This window comes from Agrobacterium pusense (genome assembly GCF_900102105.1).
GTDB classification, from domain to species: Bacteria; Pseudomonadota; Alphaproteobacteria; order Rhizobiales; family Rhizobiaceae; genus Agrobacterium; species Agrobacterium pusense.
The window spans coordinates 643,846-662,079 of record NZ_FNBB01000002.1 but is presented as its reverse complement, the minus strand read 5'-3'; the positions used below and the strand labels follow the sequence as shown (position 1 = coordinate 662,079).

At 59.8% G+C, this 18,234-nt stretch carries 14 protein-coding genes and 1 tRNA gene; 4 read left to right on the top strand and 11 right to left on the bottom strand.

All coding sequences use genetic code 11. The features are described 5' to 3' along the window. Nucleotides 1-32 precede the first annotated feature (32 nt). The 3 genes from BLU28_RS08070 to BLU28_RS08060 form a co-directional block, all read right to left on the bottom strand. On the bottom strand, nucleotides 33-3,077 hold the full coding sequence (locus BLU28_RS08070) for an SPOR domain-containing protein (protein ID WP_077986302.1): 3,045 nt from the start codon (nucleotides 3,075-3,077) through the stop codon (nucleotides 33-35). A 66-nt stretch (nucleotides 3,078-3,143) separates the two neighbouring features. Continuing rightward, complete coding sequence (argS, locus tag BLU28_RS08065) at nucleotides 3,144-4,901, bottom strand: arginine--tRNA ligase (RefSeq protein WP_004442158.1); 1,758 nt, start codon at nucleotides 4,899-4,901, stop codon at nucleotides 3,144-3,146. 74 nt (nucleotides 4,902-4,975) lie between these two features. Next, a complete protein-coding gene (locus BLU28_RS08060; RefSeq protein WP_077986303.1) occupies nucleotides 4,976-6,193 on the bottom strand; it encodes a deoxyguanosinetriphosphate triphosphohydrolase in 1,218 nt (405 codons plus the stop codon). 215 nt (nucleotides 6,194-6,408) lie between these two features. On the opposite strand from BLU28_RS08060, the gene erpA reads away from it, so the two are divergent. Next, complete coding sequence (erpA, locus tag BLU28_RS08055; protein WP_003515615.1) at nucleotides 6,409-6,741, top strand: iron-sulfur cluster insertion protein ErpA; 333 nt, start codon at nucleotides 6,409-6,411, stop codon at nucleotides 6,739-6,741. 277 nt (nucleotides 6,742-7,018) lie between these two features. Further along, nucleotides 7,019-7,816: an exodeoxyribonuclease III gene (gene xth, locus BLU28_RS08050; protein ID WP_077986304.1), complete on the top strand. Its 798-nt coding sequence runs from the start codon at nucleotides 7,019-7,021 to the stop codon at nucleotides 7,814-7,816. A gap of 35 nt (nucleotides 7,817-7,851) precedes the next feature. Here the strand turns inward: xth and exoR are convergent, their stop codons facing one another. The 8 genes from exoR to BLU28_RS08010 form a co-directional block, all read right to left on the bottom strand. Then, nucleotides 7,852-8,646, bottom strand: a complete 795-nt coding sequence (gene exoR, locus BLU28_RS08045; protein WP_004442165.1) for an exopolysaccharide production regulator ExoR — start codon at nucleotides 8,644-8,646, stop codon at nucleotides 7,852-7,854. Nucleotide 8,647: 1 nt separating this feature from the next. After that, nucleotides 8,648-8,941 carry a hypothetical protein gene (locus tag BLU28_RS08040; protein ID WP_234704062.1) on the bottom strand — a complete coding sequence of 98 codons (294 nt, stop codon included), beginning with the start codon at nucleotides 8,939-8,941 and terminating at the stop codon, nucleotides 8,648-8,650. A gap of 268 nt (nucleotides 8,942-9,209) precedes the next feature. Next, on the bottom strand, nucleotides 9,210-10,499 hold the full coding sequence (locus BLU28_RS08035; protein ID WP_004442167.1) for an outer membrane protein transport protein: 1,290 nt from the start codon (nucleotides 10,497-10,499) through the stop codon (nucleotides 9,210-9,212). Between the two features lie 462 nt (nucleotides 10,500-10,961). Next, entirely contained in the window at nucleotides 10,962-13,805 is a 2,844-nt protein-coding gene (locus tag BLU28_RS08030; RefSeq protein WP_077986305.1) for a valine--tRNA ligase, read from the bottom strand. 238 nt (nucleotides 13,806-14,043) lie between these two features. Further along, complete coding sequence (gene popZ / locus BLU28_RS08025; protein ID WP_077986306.1) at nucleotides 14,044-15,006, bottom strand: cell division protein PopZ; 963 nt, start codon at nucleotides 15,004-15,006, stop codon at nucleotides 14,044-14,046. A 392-nt stretch (nucleotides 15,007-15,398) separates the two neighbouring features. Beyond that, entirely contained in the window at nucleotides 15,399-16,070 is a 672-nt protein-coding gene (locus BLU28_RS08020) for a protein-L-isoaspartate O-methyltransferase family protein (protein WP_077986307.1), read from the bottom strand. A 243-nt stretch (nucleotides 16,071-16,313) separates the two neighbouring features. Next, nucleotides 16,314-16,387: transfer RNA gene (locus BLU28_RS08015), tRNA-Cys, on the bottom strand. 239 nt (nucleotides 16,388-16,626) lie between these two features. Next, the gene (locus BLU28_RS08010) at nucleotides 16,627-16,779 is read right to left on the bottom strand and encodes a DUF3309 family protein (protein WP_004442177.1); all 153 of its coding nucleotides are present in this window, start codon (nucleotides 16,777-16,779) and stop codon (nucleotides 16,627-16,629) included. A 734-nt stretch (nucleotides 16,780-17,513) separates the two neighbouring features. On the opposite strand from BLU28_RS08010, the gene BLU28_RS08000 reads away from it, so the two are divergent. Next, on the top strand, nucleotides 17,514-17,801 hold the full coding sequence (locus BLU28_RS08000) for a hypothetical protein (protein ID WP_004442182.1): 288 nt from the start codon (nucleotides 17,514-17,516) through the stop codon (nucleotides 17,799-17,801). A gap of 81 nt (nucleotides 17,802-17,882) precedes the next feature. Further along, nucleotides 17,883-18,128: a DUF982 domain-containing protein gene (locus BLU28_RS07995; protein WP_004442183.1), complete on the top strand. Its 246-nt coding sequence runs from the start codon at nucleotides 17,883-17,885 to the stop codon at nucleotides 18,126-18,128. Nucleotides 18,129-18,234 lie beyond the last annotated feature (106 nt).

Below are 18,234 nucleotides of genomic sequence, written 5' to 3'. Positions count from 1 at the left end.
AGCGCCGGGGTACTACCCCCGGCGCATCTCTATCACCGCGCCACCAGGCAGCTGCCACCGGCCGAACGGAACTTTTCGCACAGCGCCACGGCTTCGTTCTTGTCACCGGCCGGGATACGGACGCGGTAGAAGGTGCCCTTGCCGGCGATTTCGGCAGCCTTGATGTCGACGCCGCGTCCACCGATGACCGAGCCGAACTTGGCCGACATGTTCTGGTAGGACTTCTGCGCTTCCGCCTGGCTCGGCAGCGACGCGATCTGGATATAGTAGCCACCGGCGGACGGCGTGCTGGTCGCAGCCGGCGTAGCGGCTGCGGTCTGCTGCTGCGCGGCCTGCGGCTGAGCAGGCGCAGTCGTGGTCGGACGAACATTGCCCTGATTGGTCACCGTCGCCACGACGTTTGCGGGCTGCGAGGACGGACGTGTTGCCGGAAGCGGCGCGGCGGACTGCGCAGCCGGCTTGGTGGCGGCAGGCGTGTTGGCCTGCGGCTGAGCCTGTTCCGGCGCGACCGGAACCCGCGATGCGGCGATGACGGCGGGAGCGCCCTCACCCGGCTTGGCGGTCTGCGGCGCAGCAAGTTCCTCGACCTTGTCAGCCTTCGGCGGCTGGGCTGCCGGCACCTCGACTTCCTGTGCGACAAGCGTGCCGTCAGGCTTGACGATCATGGTGCGGACCTTGCGCGGGGAAACGCCGGTCGCGGCCGAACCTTCGTTCTGTGCGGCCTTTTCTTCCGGCGAAAGCAGGCGCGGATCCTCGGTCTCGCCAACCGGCGTGCCAGCGGCTTCCATATCGGCGTCGTTTTCGCCTTCCAGCGGCAATTGTTCGGGGATCAGAGTCCGCTGAACCACGTCCACGGGCTGTTCGTTGCTTGAAATCAGCGCCGGCTGCTTCGGATCGGCAGCGCTGCCGCCGGCAACGCGATCATAAACCGCCTTGTCCTGGTTCGGCACGACACGACCGCCCGGATTTTCCGGCACGACCTTCATCGGGTCGTTATCGGCGGAGATGATGACCGGCGCGCCGTTGGAACCGGTGCTCGACGAACCGCCGGAGACCAGCGCGTAAACACCGCCGCCGATCAGCACCACGCCGATGGCAGCCGCAACCGGCATGATCCAGCGGCGACCGCCGCGTTCATCCTCGTCACGATAAGCAGCCTGATTGTCGACGTACGTATTTTCGGGCTCACGAGGCGCATTACCACGGGAAGCGGCAGCCTCCTGCATGGAGCGGCGGAAATCCTCTTCCAGCGCCCGTTCGAACTCGTCGGCCTCTTCCGGAGCCTGAACAGGACGAGCCTGGGCAGCTCCGCGGTTTTCCGCGTGCTTGTGGCGGTCGAGACCACCGGCAACAGCAGGAGCAAACAGCGTCGCAAGCTCGGTGTCGATGTCGAGGTCTTCCTCATGGCGGCGGGGAGCCGGCTTCGGCTCAAAAACGCCAACCGGCAGTTCCGGTACATCCATCTCGACGATGGTTTCCGGATGCTCTTCCGTCTCACCGATCTGCGAGGGATCGAAAGGCAGGCTTTCCAGCGTCTGTGGCGCGACAGGCTGGGGAGCGGCCGGGCGCGGCTGAACCGGAGCGGCAGCAACAGGTGCGGCGGCAACGGCAGCAACAGGTGCGACAACGGGCGCAGGCCGGGGCTGCGGTGCGGGCTGCACCTTCACCGGCTGCGGTGCGGGTGCCTGAACGGCCACCGGCGCGGCCGGCTGCTGGCGGACCGGCTGCGGTGCAGGCGCTGGCGCGACCTCCGCTTCAGCGATGTCGGACAGATCCAGATCGAGATCGAGATCGTCAAGCGCAAGCTCGAAATCATCATCGTTGAAGCCGGCGAAATCAAGCTCCTCCGGGGGTGCTGCGGGCGCTGCATCGGCAACCGGCGCTGCCTTCACCGGAGCGGCAGTAACCACGGGCGGTTCAACCTTGGCAGCCTGCGCTGCGGGGACCGCCTGCACGAGCGGCGCTTCACCGCGACCGGGAATGGAATATTTCGCGACGTCGTAAATCAACTCATCCATCGGCGAGAGATGTTTCGCCGCCGGCTTCTCGGCAGCCTCAAACGTCAGAGGCTCTGCGGCAGGCGTAAAGACCTCGGCGACCGAAGGCGTGAAGGATGGCGCGGTCTCTTCCGCCTGGACGACGGCAGGCACGGGAGCGACTTCGACCTGCGGCTCTACCCGGGCCGCGGCAGGCTGCCGTTCGGAGCGCGGCTCAACCCGCTTCGGGTCGGCAGCCGAAACATCGCGGCGGGCGCCGAAATTGGCAAGCGGCAACCGCAGGCTCGAAAATTCCAGCGAAGACCGGCCGCCATGCGATGGCGGACGAACGGAAATCGGAGCAGGCGCCTGTTCGGCCACGGCGATTTCCACTTCATCGGCGAGATCGAGGCTCTGGGACTCCGGTGTAGCAGCATAAGCGGCGGCAGCAATATTGCTGGAGACATCTGCCGGAAGCTCCGGCATGGCGTGCCATTCCGGCTGGACGGGTTCCGCGGCCTGCGGCTCTTCCCATGCCACCTGTGAGGCAGCCTGCTCGTAGACCATCGGCTCGGCAGGACGCGCCTGGCGCGAATGCACATCGAAAACTTCAGCCACCGCGCCGGCATCATCGCGGAAATCCGCCCGGATATCCTGCGTGGGGGTTTCGACGTAATTGTGGATATAGGCCTCATTGACCTCTGGAAGCAGCTCTTCCGCTGCTTCGGGAGCGAATGTCACCTCGGGTTCCGGTTCAGCTGCCGGCGCAAGTTCGGGCTCGCGGCGAGCGAAAACGGATTCGACCCGCTGCATGAAATCGCTTGGATGGATGCCTGCACGAACATCGTTTGCCGGATCAAGAACGATCGGATCGGCATGCGGCGCATCGTAAACCTCGAATTCCCGAAGCAGCTCGTCCTCGAGATTAAATTCGGGTTCGCGGCGGGCAACCGGTGAGGCAGCGCGTGGCGCAGCTTCGGAACCCGCATGCGAAGGACGATCTTCGAAGCCGACGATACGCGCCAGTTCTGCCAGAGGATCGTTGTCAGCGAAGCCTTCGGACCGGGCGTCCCGGTTATACGCGACATTTTTTTCGACCATTACGTGTTCCACCATCTACGCATTGCAGCTCTTGCCAGCGTATTGTGAGCAAATAATGGTGAGATGTTATCGCATTTCGTCAGGTGCGTCCGCTCCTAAAAGCGTCAGTCCAGACCTCAGAACATTCGCGACAGCATTCACCAGCCCAAGTCTGGCAATGCTCAATTCTCGGTTTTTATCGTTAATAAAACGTAATTCCTGATGGTCTTTACCCTTGTTCCAGTGTCCATGGAAGGAACTGGCGAGATCATAGAGGTAAAAAGCAAGCCGGTGCGGCTCATGCGAAAGGGCCGCGGATTCGATCAGGCGCGGATATTCCGCGAGTTTTGCAACCAGCTGCAACTCATTGATATCGCTGATCAAAGATACAGATGCCGCCATCTCCTCAGCCGAAGGAGAAAGGCCCGGAAACGCTTCCTGCGCCTGCCGGAAGATCGACATTGAGCGGGCATGCGCATATTGCACGTAAAAGACCGGATTATCCTTCGATTGTTCGGTCACTTTTGCAAAATCGAAGTCCAGCGGCTCGGAATTCTTCCGATAAAGCATCATGAATCGCACCGGATCGCGACCCACTTCGTCGACAACGTCGCGCAGGGTCACGAAGTCGCCGGAGCGCTTCGACATCTTCACCGGCTCACCGTCGCGGAACAGCTTGACGAGCTGGCACAGAAGAACCGTCAGCTTCGACTTGCCCTCGGAGACGGCGCGCGCGACGGCTTCAAGACGCTTGACGTAACCGCCATGGTCGGCGCCGAGCACATAGATCATCTCGGAAAAACCACGGTCGAACTTGTTCTTGAAATAGGCGACGTCGGCGGCGAAATAGGTGTAGGAACCGTCCGACTTCATCAGCGCGCGGTCCATATCGTCGCCCACTTCGGTGGAGCGGAACAGCGTCTGTTCGCGGTCTTCCCAGTCATCAGGCAATTCGCCCTTCGGCGGCGGCAGCGTGCCCTTGTAGACATGGCCCTTGAAGGTGAGGTCGTTGATGGCCGACAGGATCGGCCCGCCATTGCCCTCATGCAGCGTGCGCTCCGAAAAGAACACGTCGTGCCGGACGTTGAGAAGCGCCAAATCCTCGCGGATCATCGCCATCATCGCGTCGATCGCCTTGTCCTTGACGATAGGCATCCACTTTTCTTCAGGCATGGCGCGCAGCTTGATGCCATATTCATCGGCCAGCGCCTGGCCGACGGGAACGAGGTAATCACCGGGATAGAGACCGGACGGGATGGTGCCGATATCTTCGCCGAGCGCCTCGCGATACCGCAGGAACACCGAACGTGCCAGCACATCGATCTGCGAGCCGGCATCGTTGATGTAATATTCCTTTGTGACGCCGTAACCAGCAAATGCGAGCAGGTTCGCCAACGTGTCGCCGACCACGGCGCCACGGCAATGGCCGACATGCATCGGGCCGGTCGGGTTGGCCGAGACATATTCGACGTTGATCTTCTGGCCCGCACCGATGGTGGAGCGGCCGAAATCGATACCCTGGTTGATCATATCTGCCAGCAGACGCTGCCAGTAACCAACCGACACCTTGAGATTGATAAAGCCGGGACCCGCGACATTGACGCTATCGACATCGCCATCCGCCTGAAGCGCCGGCACGATGAGTTCGGCCAGGGCGCGCGGATTGGTGCCGAGCGGTTTCGCCAGCACCATGGCGGCATTGGTTGCAACATCGCCGTGGCTGAGATCACGCGGGGATTCGACGGTAATTCGACTGAAATCGACCTTTTCGCGGTTCTCTTTCACGAGGTCGAGCGTCTCGAGCGCGTTTTTGATCCTGGTATCGAAATCGGCAAAAATGTTCATCGTTCCAACCTGCGCGAAGGGCTTCTGTTCATGTCCGGTATTTTAGCCGGTCGGCTTCGCGATCGCCCGCTGCCCTATCTCAAATCGGGGGTGTGGTCAAACAGCCGCTGGTGGGCGCGCAGTGCATAACTATCGGTCATGCCGGCCAGATAGTCGCCCACATGCCGGGCTTTTGCGGCCACGCTCATGCCGGAAATGCTGTCCACCCAGTAGTGGCTCTGCATTTCCGCCGGCGTTTCCATATATCGGTGGAAAAGATCGGTGACGATCTGCGTCGCGCCGGCGCGAATGCGCATGATGTCCGGGTGCCGATAGATATGGGCAAACAGCAGCTTCTTGATCTGCCTGTCAGTCTCGGCCATCTCGGGCGAAAAGGTGGCGACGGTAAAATCGGCGGCCCTGATGTCGGCAGCCCGGTGCGGCTTCAGCCGGGCAAGATTTTGCTGCGCCACGCCGATCACATCCTCAACCATGTGAGTGATCTGGCGGCGCATGATCTCATTGGCGAAACGTTCCTTGTCGAGCACGGGATATTTCGCCCGCACCTGCGCCATCAGGCCGCTGAGGAATGGCACCTCCTCCAGCATCTCGAAGGTGAGATAACCGGCGCGCAGACCGTCATCGATATCGTGGGTATTGTAGGCGATGTCATCGGCAATCGCCGCCACCTGCGCCTCAAGGCTGGCATAGCTGCCGATCTCGAGATCCTGCAACTCACAATATTCGAGGATGGGCAGCGGAACCGGCCCCTTGATCCCCTCACCCTTCGCGTTCACCAGCGGGCCATTATGCTTGACGAGACCTTCCAGCGTTTCCCAGGTCAGGTTGATGCCGTCATATTCGGCATAACGGCGCTCCAGCTTGGTGACGATACGCAGGGACTGTGCATTGTGGTCAAACCCGCCATAGGGCAACAGCACCGCATCCAGCGCGTCTTCGCCGGTATGGCCGAAAGGCGTGTGGCCGAAATCATGCACCAGCGCCACGCCTTCAGCCAGATCCTCGTCCAGCTTCAGCGCGCGGGCCAGAGCGCGGGCGATCTGCGCCACCTCAATGGTGTGGGTAAGCCGCGTGCGGTAATGGTCTCCGTCGGGGCTGATGAAGACCTGCGTCTTGTGCTTCAGGCGACGAAAGGCTGTCGTGTGGACGATGCGGTCCCGGTCACGCTGGAATTCGGAACGCGTCAGGCTTCCTTCTTCCGGAAAAAGACGCCCGCGCGTCGTCCATGGATCCGAGGCGAAAACCGCCCTCTCCCCACTTCCGAAACCCAATGCGCGCTGGTCTATGATCATGCATCCACCTGTTGACTTCTTAAGGCCGAGACTTCCTTTTGGTCTCGGCCATTGACCTTTTCATTCACCCTTCATACCTATCGCAGAGGTCAGCGCAAAGCATCATCGCCGCGCAGACGCCCTCACACAGGCTATAGACCGTTAATTTGACCGGTTTATAATAGTGACAACGAGATTATTGCTCTCCGGTTCTTGACCCCGGCAGGAGGAACGACATGGAAAACAGCGACATTACCCTTTCGGAAGCAGCAGCGAAGCGAATCGCCCAGATCGTTGCAGCGGATGCCGGCAAACAGGCGCTGCGCGTCTCCGTCGAAGGCGGCGGCTGCTCGGGCTTCTCCTACAAGTTCGATCTGGCCGAAGACCCCGCCGATGACGACATCGTGATTGCGCGCGGTGATGCCAAGGTGCTGATCGACAGCCTTTCGGTCGTCTATATGGCGGGCTCTGAAATCGACTTCGTCGATAATCTGCTCGGCCAGTCCTTCCAGATCAAGAACCCAAATGCCGTGGCAAGCTGCGGCTGCGGCACCAGCTTCTCGATCTGAGTGAAACGGTCCGCGGCTCTGCCTCAATGCTCTCAGCTTTGAGGTGATCCGCGTCCCTCTCCTGCCTCATCCCTGTCTCCCCGCCGCGCAGACGCGCGTCGGCTGGATTCCTGTAACAAGCACAGGAATGAGGGGGTAGAGACATGACGCTGACTTCGCGGCCTAGTTCACTCTACCAACCTCCCCTCTATCCACCACATCCTCGCCTTCACCTTCCAAAAACGGTGGCAATCGCTTTTGCATCGGGTAAAAGTACCCTCACAAAAGGGAAACTCCGATGAAGATTGCCACCTGGAACATCAACGGCGTCAAGGCGCGCATCGAAAACCTCTGCCAGTGGCTGAAGGATTCTTCGCCTGATATCGTCTGCCTTCAGGAGATCAAGTCGGTCGATGAGGGGTTTCCGCGGCTGGAGATTGAGGCGCTTGGTTATCACGTCGAGACCCACGGCCAGAAGGGCTTCAACGGCGTTGCCCTGCTCTCCAAGGTGAAGCCCGATGAGGTCAATCGTGGCCTGCCGGGTGATGATGCCGACGAGCAGGCGCGTTTCATCGAAGGCGTGTTTTCCGTCGACGGTGGCGCCATCCGCGTCTGCTCGCTTTACCTGCCGAACGGCAATCCGCCTGACGATCCGGTCAAATATCCCTACAAGCTCGCCTGGATGGAGCGGCTGCGGCGCTTTGCCGAAGATCGCCTCGCGTTCGAGGAGCCGCTGATCCTCGCGGGGGACTACAACGTCATTCCGGAACCGTTCGATTGTCACGACCCCCGCGTGTGGGAAGGTGACGCGCTGTTTCTGCCGAAGACCCGCGCAGCCTTCCGCAAGCTGGAGAACCTTGGCTTTACCGATGCCGCACGTGCGACGACGGATGAAGCAGGACTATATTCCTTCTGGGATTATCAGGCCCGCGCATGGCCGAAAAATAACGGCATCCGCATCGACCATCTGATGCTGTCAGCCGAAGCAGCCGACAGGCTGGAATCGGTCAGCATCGAAAAACATGTGCGTGCGTGGGAAAAACCATCCGACCACGTGCCGGTCTGCGGTTACTTCGATTTCAGCCCCGCTGGCTGACAGGCCATCTTTACCGAGCTCTGGCGCGGCAATTTTCAATCCGGATCGTCAATCCGCATGGTCTGCGCCATTGCGATTGCCGCGCGGCGATCGTTCTCACCCGCCAGCGAAAAGGCCTGCTCCTGCAGGTTCTGAATCCAGGTGCAGTCCGCCGCCGTGCATTTATCCAGCGCCGCCGTCATGAAGGCGAGGCCCTGCGTCGTCTGGCCTTCCTGGAAGATCAGGTTGCCGAAAATCGACATGGCGCCGGCATGGCCGTGTTTGCGGGCCTGGTTGAGCCATTTCTTTGCCTGCTGCACATCCGCGCGGCCACCCTCGCCGGCAAGAATCATCTCTGCCAGACGGAACTGGGCCTCAGCCACACCGAAGGTGGAAGCAACCTGGAAATAAAGCTGTCGGGCCTGTGAAAGGTCCATTTTGACGGGGCTTCCGGGAATGCCGTGGCGGTAATAATCAGCGAGAGACAGCAGCGCATTGACGAAAAAGCCCGTATCCTCCGAGCCCGGTTCGACACCCTGATTGGCGATTTCGCTGTAGATCTTGAAAGCTTCGAAGTCGTTCTTGGCGACGCCATCGCCATAGGCATACATGTTGGCAAGCGCCCAGCGCGAGCCTGTATGGCCCTTTTCGGCCGCGTAGCGATAGGCCTCGACAGCTTCACCCTTGTTTCCGTTCTTGTAGGCCTTGAAGCCGAACTTGAACAGGTCGAAGGGGCCGGATTCCTTGGTCACGCCCGCATTGATGTCAAAAGCCGCGGCAGGCATTGCGAGCGACGCAAGCAACATGCCCATGAGGAGCGGCTTTAAAACGTTGGCTTCACATTTCAGCATTTCAGCGAACTTCTCTCACTCTTCCCGGCATATAGCCAATACTTGCGGAATACTGCAAAGCCGAACCCCGCCGGGTCGCGATTTTTCGAACACACTGCGTCTTTCCGGCAGCACTTTCCAGCGCACCACCGGTGGTCTCCTGCGGCAATTGCCCAAATTTTCCAGTTAGACAGATATAGGCATAATTTCCGGCAATATAACGGCGTTCCGCCATCCACCGGTCAGCGCCAAACAAGAAATCCGGATGAAATTCCCGTATTACTTGCTTAAACCCTGAATCCAAACCTGTTTTCACTTTCTGCAACCCCGCGGGCCCACATCAAACGCCTGCATGTTCTTCCGATCCCGCTGCCCTAAACATAAGCCAAGCACCCTGTTTGTGGCGGGAAATGGACAGATATGCTCACATTCCAACGCGACCCCACGCTTGCAGAAAAGTGTTGCCAAATCGTCACAAAACTTTCGGGCCAGAAAATTTTGTCGAGAAGGAATCATAGTCGGACATGAAAAAAGGCCCGGTTGGTAAACCGGACCTTTATTTTAGCATCGGCGAAAGGATCAGATCAGAACTTGACCTTCACACCCGTCGAGATGGCTGCCACGAGGTCGTTGCCGAAATCGTAGCCTGCCTCGTTGCCGCAGGTGAAACCAGCGCCGCAGGGTCCGCCATTGATGGAGGAGCTACCCGAGGTCAGGAGGCCGAGAGCGCCGGCAATCTTGAACTCGATGTTCTTGTTGGGCGAATAGACAATCTGCGTGCCGAGCGTCCACGTATCTGTCTGGGTGCCGATGACCGTGGACGTACCGCGATCCCAGGTCAGGCTGACGGCTCCGCTCCACTGTTCGTTGAACTTGTGACCAACGCCGCCGGAGATCGTCCAGCCGTCGCGATAGAACAGGTCAAGCGTGTTCAGGGTGTCTGCGCCACTTGGGACGCAGGGAGATGTGCCGACCGCGCAGAAAGGAATGACCTGAATCTGGCTCCAGTCTGTCCACTTCACGGAACCGAAAGCAAGCCAGTCGGGCGCTATGCCGGATTGAACTTTTAGTTCGATGCTGTCTGGCATGGAAACAGAGCCATAGATCGGCACGAGCTTGCCGCCATATTTTGCAAGCGTCGGAGATATGGATGGCGGTGTCTGTGGGATCCCTCTAACATCGGCGAAGCCGGTCAAATCGTGATCGACAGCGCTGTTATAAACAAGGCTGGCGCGGAACGCGATCTCGGGAATCTCGTAGGCCATGCCGGCGCGCCAGCCCCAGCCGTCACCTTCCATCTCAAGTTTGCCGACGCCGCTGAAGCTGGACCAGGCCGGATTGAGGCCCAGAACGGCCGGCCCGAGAACCTGACGATACTTATAGCCGCTCAATTCCTGATAGAAGCCGCCGCCGATAATCGAGAAGTCACCCTTGCCAAGATCGAACTTCACCCGGCAGGTGGTCGCGTAATTGTGCGACTTGACCTTGGTTTCGATATTGTAGCTCGATCCCTGCCAGATACCGGGATTGAGATGCGCGCCCCAGGGCTGTGAATAGTCGAACATGCAGTCGCCGAAATCGCCGATCGATGCCTTGGCCCCGATGCGGGTCGACCAGAAGTTTTCGGAATCATCTGCCGTCCTGGACCAGGATGCAGGCAAGGGACCACTTTTCAGCGGATTGTCCCGCGCATTCTCTACCTTGCGCTGCGGTGCGACGAAGGTCGCGGAGCTGTCGAGAACGTAATCGGACGGATCGAACAACAGATCGATATTATAACCGCCGCGCTCGAGACCGCCGGCCAGTGAAGGCGTTACCGCCGCGATGCTGACTGCGAAACATACCGCGCCGCGAAAAATTGCAGTTTTTGCCATCTCTCTCCCCAATCAAGGCAATGTGATCATCAAAAGAGTGAAGCGCTTCGCGGAAAATGACAATCTGCCGCACACTGGCACAGTTCTGCGACACTTCTCCATTTTTTACGTAAGAATTTCATGTCCATCCCCTTGCATAATCATTTTAGGTTATTTTTCTAATTAAACGGAAGCGACACGACACAAAATGAAACAATTTCCCACGCGTGACGGGAATTGTCGCCAAATAACCACACACGCGCGTTTCCCGAAGAAAGCCGCTTATCACGCCGTTTTTGTTGGCTTTTTTGACTGATCGGGAGATTTTCGAGCGCGAGATGGCGAGAAATGATCGCCCTCCAGCGAGCAACATGATTCGTCGTTGCAACGCAGCAATCGATAGACGGCGACCTGTCGCTCCATAGCAAAAACGCCCCGTTTTTAGCGGGGCGTTTTTGTTCATGCAAAGCCGCAAGCGGCATGTTACCCCGCTTCGCTTACCCGCGTGAGCGCCGTTCTCAGGCTTGTGAGCTGAATTTCAAGCTCAGCCTTGCGCTCGCGTTCGGCGGCAACGACTTCCGGATCGGCATTGGCCACGAATTTCTCGTTCGACAACTTCTTGTCGATGCGTTCCATTTCCGCGTCCACCTTGCCGATCGCCTTCTCGAGACGAGCCTTTTCGGCCGCAAGATCGACCAGATTGCCAAGCGGCAGGCAGATGGTCGCCTCACCGACGATGATCTGGGCCGATCCCTTCGGCGCGACATCGGCGGCACGGATTTCATCGGCCCGCGCCAGACGGCGGATAGCGGCGGCGTGGCGATCGAGCCGTGCTTCCGTGGAGGTATTGGCGCCAACGACCACCAGCGAGGCAGTGGCACCCGGCGGCACGTTCATCTCGGCGCGCGTCGAACGAATGCCGGACACGAGATCGATCAGCCAGTTGATTTCCGCAGCCGCGGCGTCGTCGCGGAACTCCGGCTCCGGCCAGTCGGTAAGGCAAAGCAGATCGTCGCGCTCCTTGCCCTCACCGGCCGTATGCGCCCAAAGCTCTTCCGTCATGAACGGCATGAAAGGATGCAGCAGCTTGTAGATCTCATCCAGAACATAAGCCGCGCAGGCCTGCGATTCCGACTTGGCCTTTTCATCGTCGCCGCCGAAGACCGGCTTCAGCAGTTCCAGATACCAGTCGCAGAACTGGTTCCAGACGAAACGGTAGAGAATGCCTGACGCATCGTTGAAGCGGAAGTTCTCAAGTGCCGCCGTCACATCGCGGGCCGTGTTGGCAAGCTCGGTCAGGATCCAGCGGTTGATCGTCAGCGAGGCGGTTTCCGGCAGGAAATGCGGGTCACGCTTCACGCCATTCATCTCGGCAAAGCGCGTCGCATTCCAGAGCTTCGTGCCGAAATTGCGGTAACCCGCAATACGTGCCGGATCGAGTTTCACGTCGCGACCCTGCGCCGCCATGATGGCAAGCGTGAAACGCAGCGCATCGGCACCATATTCATCGATCAGTTCCAGCGGGTCGATGACGTTGCCCTTGGATTTCGACATCTTCTGGCCGTTCTTGTCGCGAACCAGCGCATGAATATAGACCGTGCTGAACGGCTCAACCGGGTTACCGGCGTCGTCCTTCATGAAATGCAGGCCCATCTGCATCATCCGCACCACCCAGAAGGGGATGATGTCGAAGCCGGTGACAAGCACCTTTGTCGGATAATAGCGCGCCAGTTCCGGCGTCTGTTCCGGCCATCCGAGCGTCGAAAACGGCCAGAGCGCGGAAGAGAACCAGGTGTCGAGCACATCTTCGTCGCGCGTCAGGATTTCGCCCGGAGCAAAGTTCTCAAGCTTTTCCTCGACCCAGGCCTTCCACGGGCCTTCATGGGCGATGTAATGCTGGATGGCCGCCTGCAGCGCCTCTTCCTCGGTCTTCTCGACGAACACCTGCCCGTCCGGGCCGTACCATGCCGGAATCTGGTGTCCCCACCACAATTGCCGCGAGATGCACCAGGGCTGGATGTTCTCCATCCATTGGAAATAGGTGTTTTCCCAGTTCTTCGGCACGAAATTGGTGCGGCCTTCGCGAACCGAGGCAATCGCCGGCTGCGCCAGCGTCTTGTTGTCGACCCACCACTGGTCCGTCAGGCGCGGCTCGATCGGCACGCCGCCGCGGTCGCCATGCGGCACCACATGCTTGTGCGGCTCGATCCTGTCGAGCAGGCCGGCTTCCTCAAAAATTTCGACGATGATCTTGCGGGCGGCAAAACGGTCCTGACCTTCCAGCCGGTCCCATGCGCCGTGCAGCGCCGCCGGATGGTCGAGGCCTTCGAGGAAATCCTCATTCTCCTTGATGGAGATGGTACCATCGATATTCATGACATTGATGGCGCGCAGGCCACAGCGCTTGCCGACTTCGAAGTCGTTGAAATCATGCGCGGGCGTGATCTTGACCGCACCCGTACCGGCGGTCGGGTCGGCGTAATCATCGGCGACGATGGGAATCCTGCGACCGACAATGGGCAGGATGACGTGTTTGCCGACGATGCCCTTGTACCGTTCGTCTTCCGGGTTCACGGCAATACCGGTATCGCCAAGCATGGTTTCCGGACGCGTCGTGGCGACAACGATATAGTCGCGGGTCTCGAACTCGGTGGGCTTGCCCTCCTCGTCGAATGCGGTCGGGTACTGATAGGTAACGCCCTTTTCGAGCGGATAGCGCAGGTGCCAGAGATTACCCTTGACCTCGATCTGCTCGACTTCCATGTCGGAAATCGCAGTCAGCAGCTTGGGATCCCAGTTGACGAGGCGCTTGTCCTTGTAGATCAGGCCCTGCTTGTAGAGCGTGACGAAAACTTCGAGAACAGCCTCGGAGAGACCTTCATCCATGGTGAAGCGTTCGCGCGACCAGTCGCAGGACGCGCCGAGACGTTTCAGCTGGTTGAAGATCAGGCCGCCGGATTCGGCCTTCCATTCCCACACCTTCTCCACGAAGGCCTCGCGGCCCATGTCGCGACGGCCTGGAAGCTGCTGCTCCATCAGCTTGCGCTCGACGACCATCTGCGTGGCGATGCCGGCATGATCCATGCCCGGCTGCCACAGCACATCCTTGCCGCGCATGCGCTCGAAGCGGACCAGAATATCCTGCAGCGTGTTGTTGAGCGCATGGCCCATGTGCAGGGACCCCGTCACATTCGGCGGCGGGATGACGATGGTGAAGGTTTCCGCGCCCGGCTTGGCGTTGGCGCCGGCACGAAAAGCGTTAGCCTCGTCCCAGGCTTTGGCGATCTTCGGTTCGACGGTGGCGGAATCGTAGGTCTTTTCGAGCATTTCCTGACCTGAATTTTAGAGTTCTTGTGTGGATTTTTTAAATAAGGATGGACAGTCGAGAGTCAACAGAAACCGACCCTCAGGACGCTCCGTGAGCGACCCGATGGCCGACTATGCCCCGATAACGCTTTCATCTTCAATAAAAAAGCCGCCCCTGTGCCGGGCGGCCCCTGTTTAACGCCAATGCCACGTCTCCCGAGGCGGGCGGGAAGCACCCGGCCCTGCGGCCAGCGTAAAATCAGCGGCGCGAGCCGCGCGCCACGCGCTCGATTTCTTCGCGCACGAGACGCTCAACCAGGGTTGGCAGATTGTCTTCCAGCCATTCCTGCAGCATCGGACGCAGCATCTCGGCCGCCATGTCCTCGATCGAACGACGTTCGACGCCGTCGAAAACCTCGGCCAGCTCACTGAAGGAACGCGCGATCTGCGCGCCCGCGGCGGCCGAGATGAGGTTGAGCGACAGGTCGGAGCCGGCCTGTGCTTTGTCTTCCGGCTGCGGCGCAACCAGATCGAGTGACGGCGCCTCGGCAATGGGTTCCGGCACGTCGATGTCGAAAACTTCCTCGGCGACGGCGGTTTCAATCGCACCGCGCAGCGCCATATGATCAAAATGGTTTTCCGGTACAGGCGCGCTTTCAATGGCAGCGGCAGCGGCCCGGTCCTCGGAAGCGGCGGGCGCCTGCTGTTCCGCAGCAGTTGCCGCAGCCGCCACCATCAGCGGCCGTACATCCGTCGGACGCTGTGGGGCGGCCCGTTCGGTCTGCGCCACGGCGGGAGAAGAGGAAGCTGGAGAAGCCTGCATCGCCGCGCGCTGGCCCTGCGAGGCGAAGGCCTGCGGCCCCATGGCGGCGTTGCGGTCTGCGGCAGCGCGAACCCGCGCGGCGACATCGGCGAGCGACATCGTCTTTTCGACGGGGATTTCCTGGGGCTCGGCCAGGGATTGTTCATAAGCCGGTGAAAAATCCTGTGCAGGCCGTGCGCCAAAGGCCTGGTTTGCCGGCGGAGGGACGCGGGCTGGCGGGCTGGCTGGCTCCGTCATGTAAGTTGCGTCGCCTGCCGCCTCGTCCTCATCGTCATAAACCGGCGGTAACTGGCCGGAAAATGCGCCGGCGGGCCCTGGCTCGTTGCTTTCGATGATCCGGCGTATCGACGCCAGAATCTCTTCCATGGACGGTTCACGCGCTACGCTTGGCTGAGCCATATCAATCCCCGGTTTCCACTCTCTAGCACCCAGCCTCGCATCCCTTCGGATGCCAGGGGCACTTCGCACCTGTTCAATCTGCACATCACGGCAGCGGCAGCCGAAAACAACCGCCGCGCCGACAGTCTGCAACAGGCCTGAGAAAGACGCTCCGCATCTTCGCAACCCGCTGCAGGGGTCATGCGGGGCAGAAATACGCACACCCCGAATCACCTTAGTTTAGGGTAGCATAGCCACGAACTAAATCACTGATTCGACAAGTTTCGTGATGATACACAGCTTTGTGGGCGCGATGTTCTCGAAGACGCACACGGGATGAATTTCCAATCTTCACAAAAACGCCGGGGTGGAAATTCCACCCCGGCGTCAAGAACAGAATGATGGTACGGTGATCAGAAAACGAATTCGGCCGCCTTGGCGAAACCCGGCAGCGGCTTGACCGAAGCATTGAAGAAGGTCGCGGCCGACGTGCTGGCGCCATCGCGGCGATAGACGGTGGCCTTTGCGGCATTGCCGTATCCGACAACGACGACGAGACGCCCGCCATCGCGCAACTGTTCGGTAAGTGCCGCCGGCACTTCCTCGACAGCGCCGTTCACGAAAATCAGATCGTAAGGCGCTTCGCTCGCATAACCCTTTTCGAGATCGCCTGTGACGACAGCAACATTGTCATAGCCAAGCGAAGCGAGCGTTTCGGTCGCCTGTGCGGCCAGCGCTTCATCGCATTCGAGCGAAACGACGGAGCCGGCAAGCTGGGACAGGATGGCGGCCGCATAACCGGAACCACCGCCGACTTCCAGGACCACGTCCTCCCTCGAAACGGCCGCGAGCTGCAGCAGCTTCGCGAGCGGCGAGGCCTTCATGACATAACGGGCCAGGCGGCCATCCCGGGCGGGACAGATCTGCAAATCCTCATCCACATAGGCAATCTGCCGTGCACCCGTCGGCACGAATGCCTCGCGCGGCACACTCAGAAACGCCTTCAGCACCGAATGCGAAGTCACGTCGGTCGTACGCAGCTGGCTGTCGACCATATTGGCGCGCGCGGTTTCGAAATCCATCATGTCGTTATCGCCTCAATTTCACGGATGCCGGTCGGGAAGTCCCGGCTCCAAAAGCTCAAAACGGCGCGGGCCTCCCCTCGCCTTTGAGTAATCTCATAATTGGCCAAGAGCGCGCTTTCAAGCGCGGTAAGACGGATGTGGGGTAAAAAGCAGAATGGCAGTGGTTTTCTTCGCGGAACAAACGGCGAGACGTCGCCAATCGTGACGCGGAACAGGAAAAATCATCGTACCGTGGGAGAATTTTGGAGGCCTCGCCCGGAATTGAACCGGGGTACAAGGATTTGCAGTCCTCTGCGTCACCACTCCGCCACGAGGCCTCACACGCTCATCAATGGAGCGATGGCGGGCATTTAGAACGAATCCATTTGGGGCGCAAGAGGGATCGTTCCGAATGTCGTGTTTTTTCAGCCGGGTACGTGGAGTTCAACCGCCCACCTTGTCTAAGTCACTAAGATGACATGGCTTTTCGCGTCATCCCGCTGCTCCGGACGAAAAATTGCCCGCAGCCGAAGCGTTTTCGACTGCGGGCAACCTGTGCATTTTCAGGAACGGTCGATCAAATCCGTCCCATCAGAACCAGGATCAGCACGATGACCAGCACCAGTCCGAGACCGCCCGAAGGGCCGTAACCGTAATTATGATAACCCCAGCTTGGCAGCGCGCCGATGAGGAACAGAATGAGCAGGATGACAAGGATGGTGCCGAGCATGTTTAACCCTCCACTATTGGCATGTGTCCGACTGCTTCAATGACGCAGCGCGTGAAAAGTTCCCTCTTCCGGCCTCTCCAGCAGGCTGAAAGAATGACGGCAGACGTGCCGTTTCAACAGGTTACACCGCTTTTGCACAGACATGCTGGTCCGGCCGGAAGGGGCGTGCCGTCCCCCGCGCCTGGCGGATCAATGTCCCGGACAGTGAAGATGAGGAACTGTGCATAGTCTCGCGCGTCGCATCCATCGCGAGTTCTGGATCGCTGCAATTTATTCGAGGTAATTTCTCGCTCTATGTCTATTTTCGGTTGTCCGCCATATTGAAGACAGTCCCCCGTACCCTGAAACCGGCGGGAGACGGAGAGATCCGGCTTCGCTGGCAGTGCGCCGGATCTCTCCCGCCCCCTCCCTCGCTCCGTCCCACTCCTGCCGCAGGCAGGTCGGCACACGTACATGTTACCGACGACCATGCGTGCTACCCCTTGCCTCGTCTCAGCCTCTCCGGATAGACCCCCGTAACGGGAGGGAGAAACGAGAATCATATGTCCGGTTTTGCGAACCTCATCCCGCTTTTCATCTTTGGCTTCCTCGTCTATTTTTTCTTTCGCTGGGTCGCGCGCGACATTCAGAACCCAAAGCGCAAGTAGTCGGAAGGAATAATACTGCCGCATCCGCCGCTTCCGGGAACCTCCGCGCCTCCATATAGTTTTTGCAGATGGACCTCGGAGGACAGGATGAAAACGCTCGCATCATCGGCCGCAATAGCCCTTTCGCTCGCGCTTGCGGGATGCACGACCGCAGGTCCGGCACCCTATGTGGAGCCCATTCCCGGGAGCATCATCTATAAAGGCCAGCCGCGCACGAAGCTGACGAAGTCACCGATCGGCAGCACCTTCACCCATGAGTTCCGCATAGACAGCAGCACAAGGGCGGTGGAAACCTATCGCATCGCGCCGGATCGCTCACTGGAACTCATTGACCGGCGCATCCTTCGCGAATGGCTGTTCGGACGCGACGACTGACCGCACCGGTCGGCTCCGAAACGGATTGCGCATCCCGCCTGCTTCGTTTAGAGCCGGGCGCTAAACCAACATGGATGAGCGATGAACACGCGCTGGCAGAAACCCGTCCTGATCGCCTTCGAAACGCCGGGTGATTATACAAGCATCGAAACAACCCAGGCCGCCTCCTGGGCCCTGATCGAGGACTGGCCGGTGGAGGATGGCGAGGCACTAGACAAGGCGCTGCTGGTCTGCGCCGCCGTGGATGCCGGCAGGAAAAAGCCTGAAGACGCGCGCAAGGCCTTCATCGCCGCCGCGATCGAAGCGGGGCTCGACATCAAGGCGTAACGGCCCAGGCACGCGTCGCAACGGAGGCGCCAGGGACGCTAACGTCAAGTTCATGGTTCGATGGATCGATACAGAGGAAAGCGTCCGGATATATGAAAAAAGCCCT

Bases quoted from the DNA above. Each gene is read 5' to 3' on its own strand.
- popZ (WP_077986306.1), bottom strand. From the start codon at position 15,006: ATGGCTCAGCCAAGCGTAGCGCGTGAACCGTCCATGGAAGAGATTCTG.
- BLU28_RS08010 (WP_004442177.1), bottom strand. From the start codon at position 16,779: ATGCTCGGCACCATCCTTGTCATCCTGCTCATTCTGTTCCTCATCGGC.
- BLU28_RS08070 (WP_077986302.1), bottom strand. From the start codon at position 3,077: ATGGTCGAAAAAAATGTCGCGTATAACCGGGACGCCCGGTCCGAAGGC.
- BLU28_RS07995 (WP_004442183.1), top strand. From the start codon at position 17,883: ATGAACACGCGCTGGCAGAAACCCGTCCTGATCGCCTTCGAAACGCCG.
- BLU28_RS08035 (WP_004442167.1), bottom strand. From the start codon at position 10,499: ATGGCAAAAACTGCAATTTTTCGCGGCGCGGTATGTTTCGCAGTCAGC.
- exoR (WP_004442165.1), bottom strand. From the start codon at position 8,646: ATGCTGAAATGTGAAGCCAACGTTTTAAAGCCGCTCCTCATGGGCATG.
- xth (WP_077986304.1), top strand. From the start codon at position 7,019: ATGAAGATTGCCACCTGGAACATCAACGGCGTCAAGGCGCGCATCGAA.
- BLU28_RS08020 (WP_077986307.1), bottom strand. From the start codon at position 16,070: ATGATGGATTTCGAAACCGCGCGCGCCAATATGGTCGACAGCCAGCTG.
- BLU28_RS08000 (WP_004442182.1), top strand. From the start codon at position 17,514: ATGAAAACGCTCGCATCATCGGCCGCAATAGCCCTTTCGCTCGCGCTT.
- argS (WP_004442158.1), bottom strand. From the start codon at position 4,901: ATGAACATTTTTGCCGATTTCGATACCAGGATCAAAAACGCGCTCGAG.
- BLU28_RS08060 (WP_077986303.1), bottom strand. From the start codon at position 6,193: ATGATCATAGACCAGCGCGCATTGGGTTTCGGAAGTGGGGAGAGGGCG.
- BLU28_RS08030 (WP_077986305.1), bottom strand. From the start codon at position 13,805: ATGCTCGAAAAGACCTACGATTCCGCCACCGTCGAACCGAAGATCGCC.
- erpA (WP_003515615.1), top strand. From the start codon at position 6,409: ATGGAAAACAGCGACATTACCCTTTCGGAAGCAGCAGCGAAGCGAATC.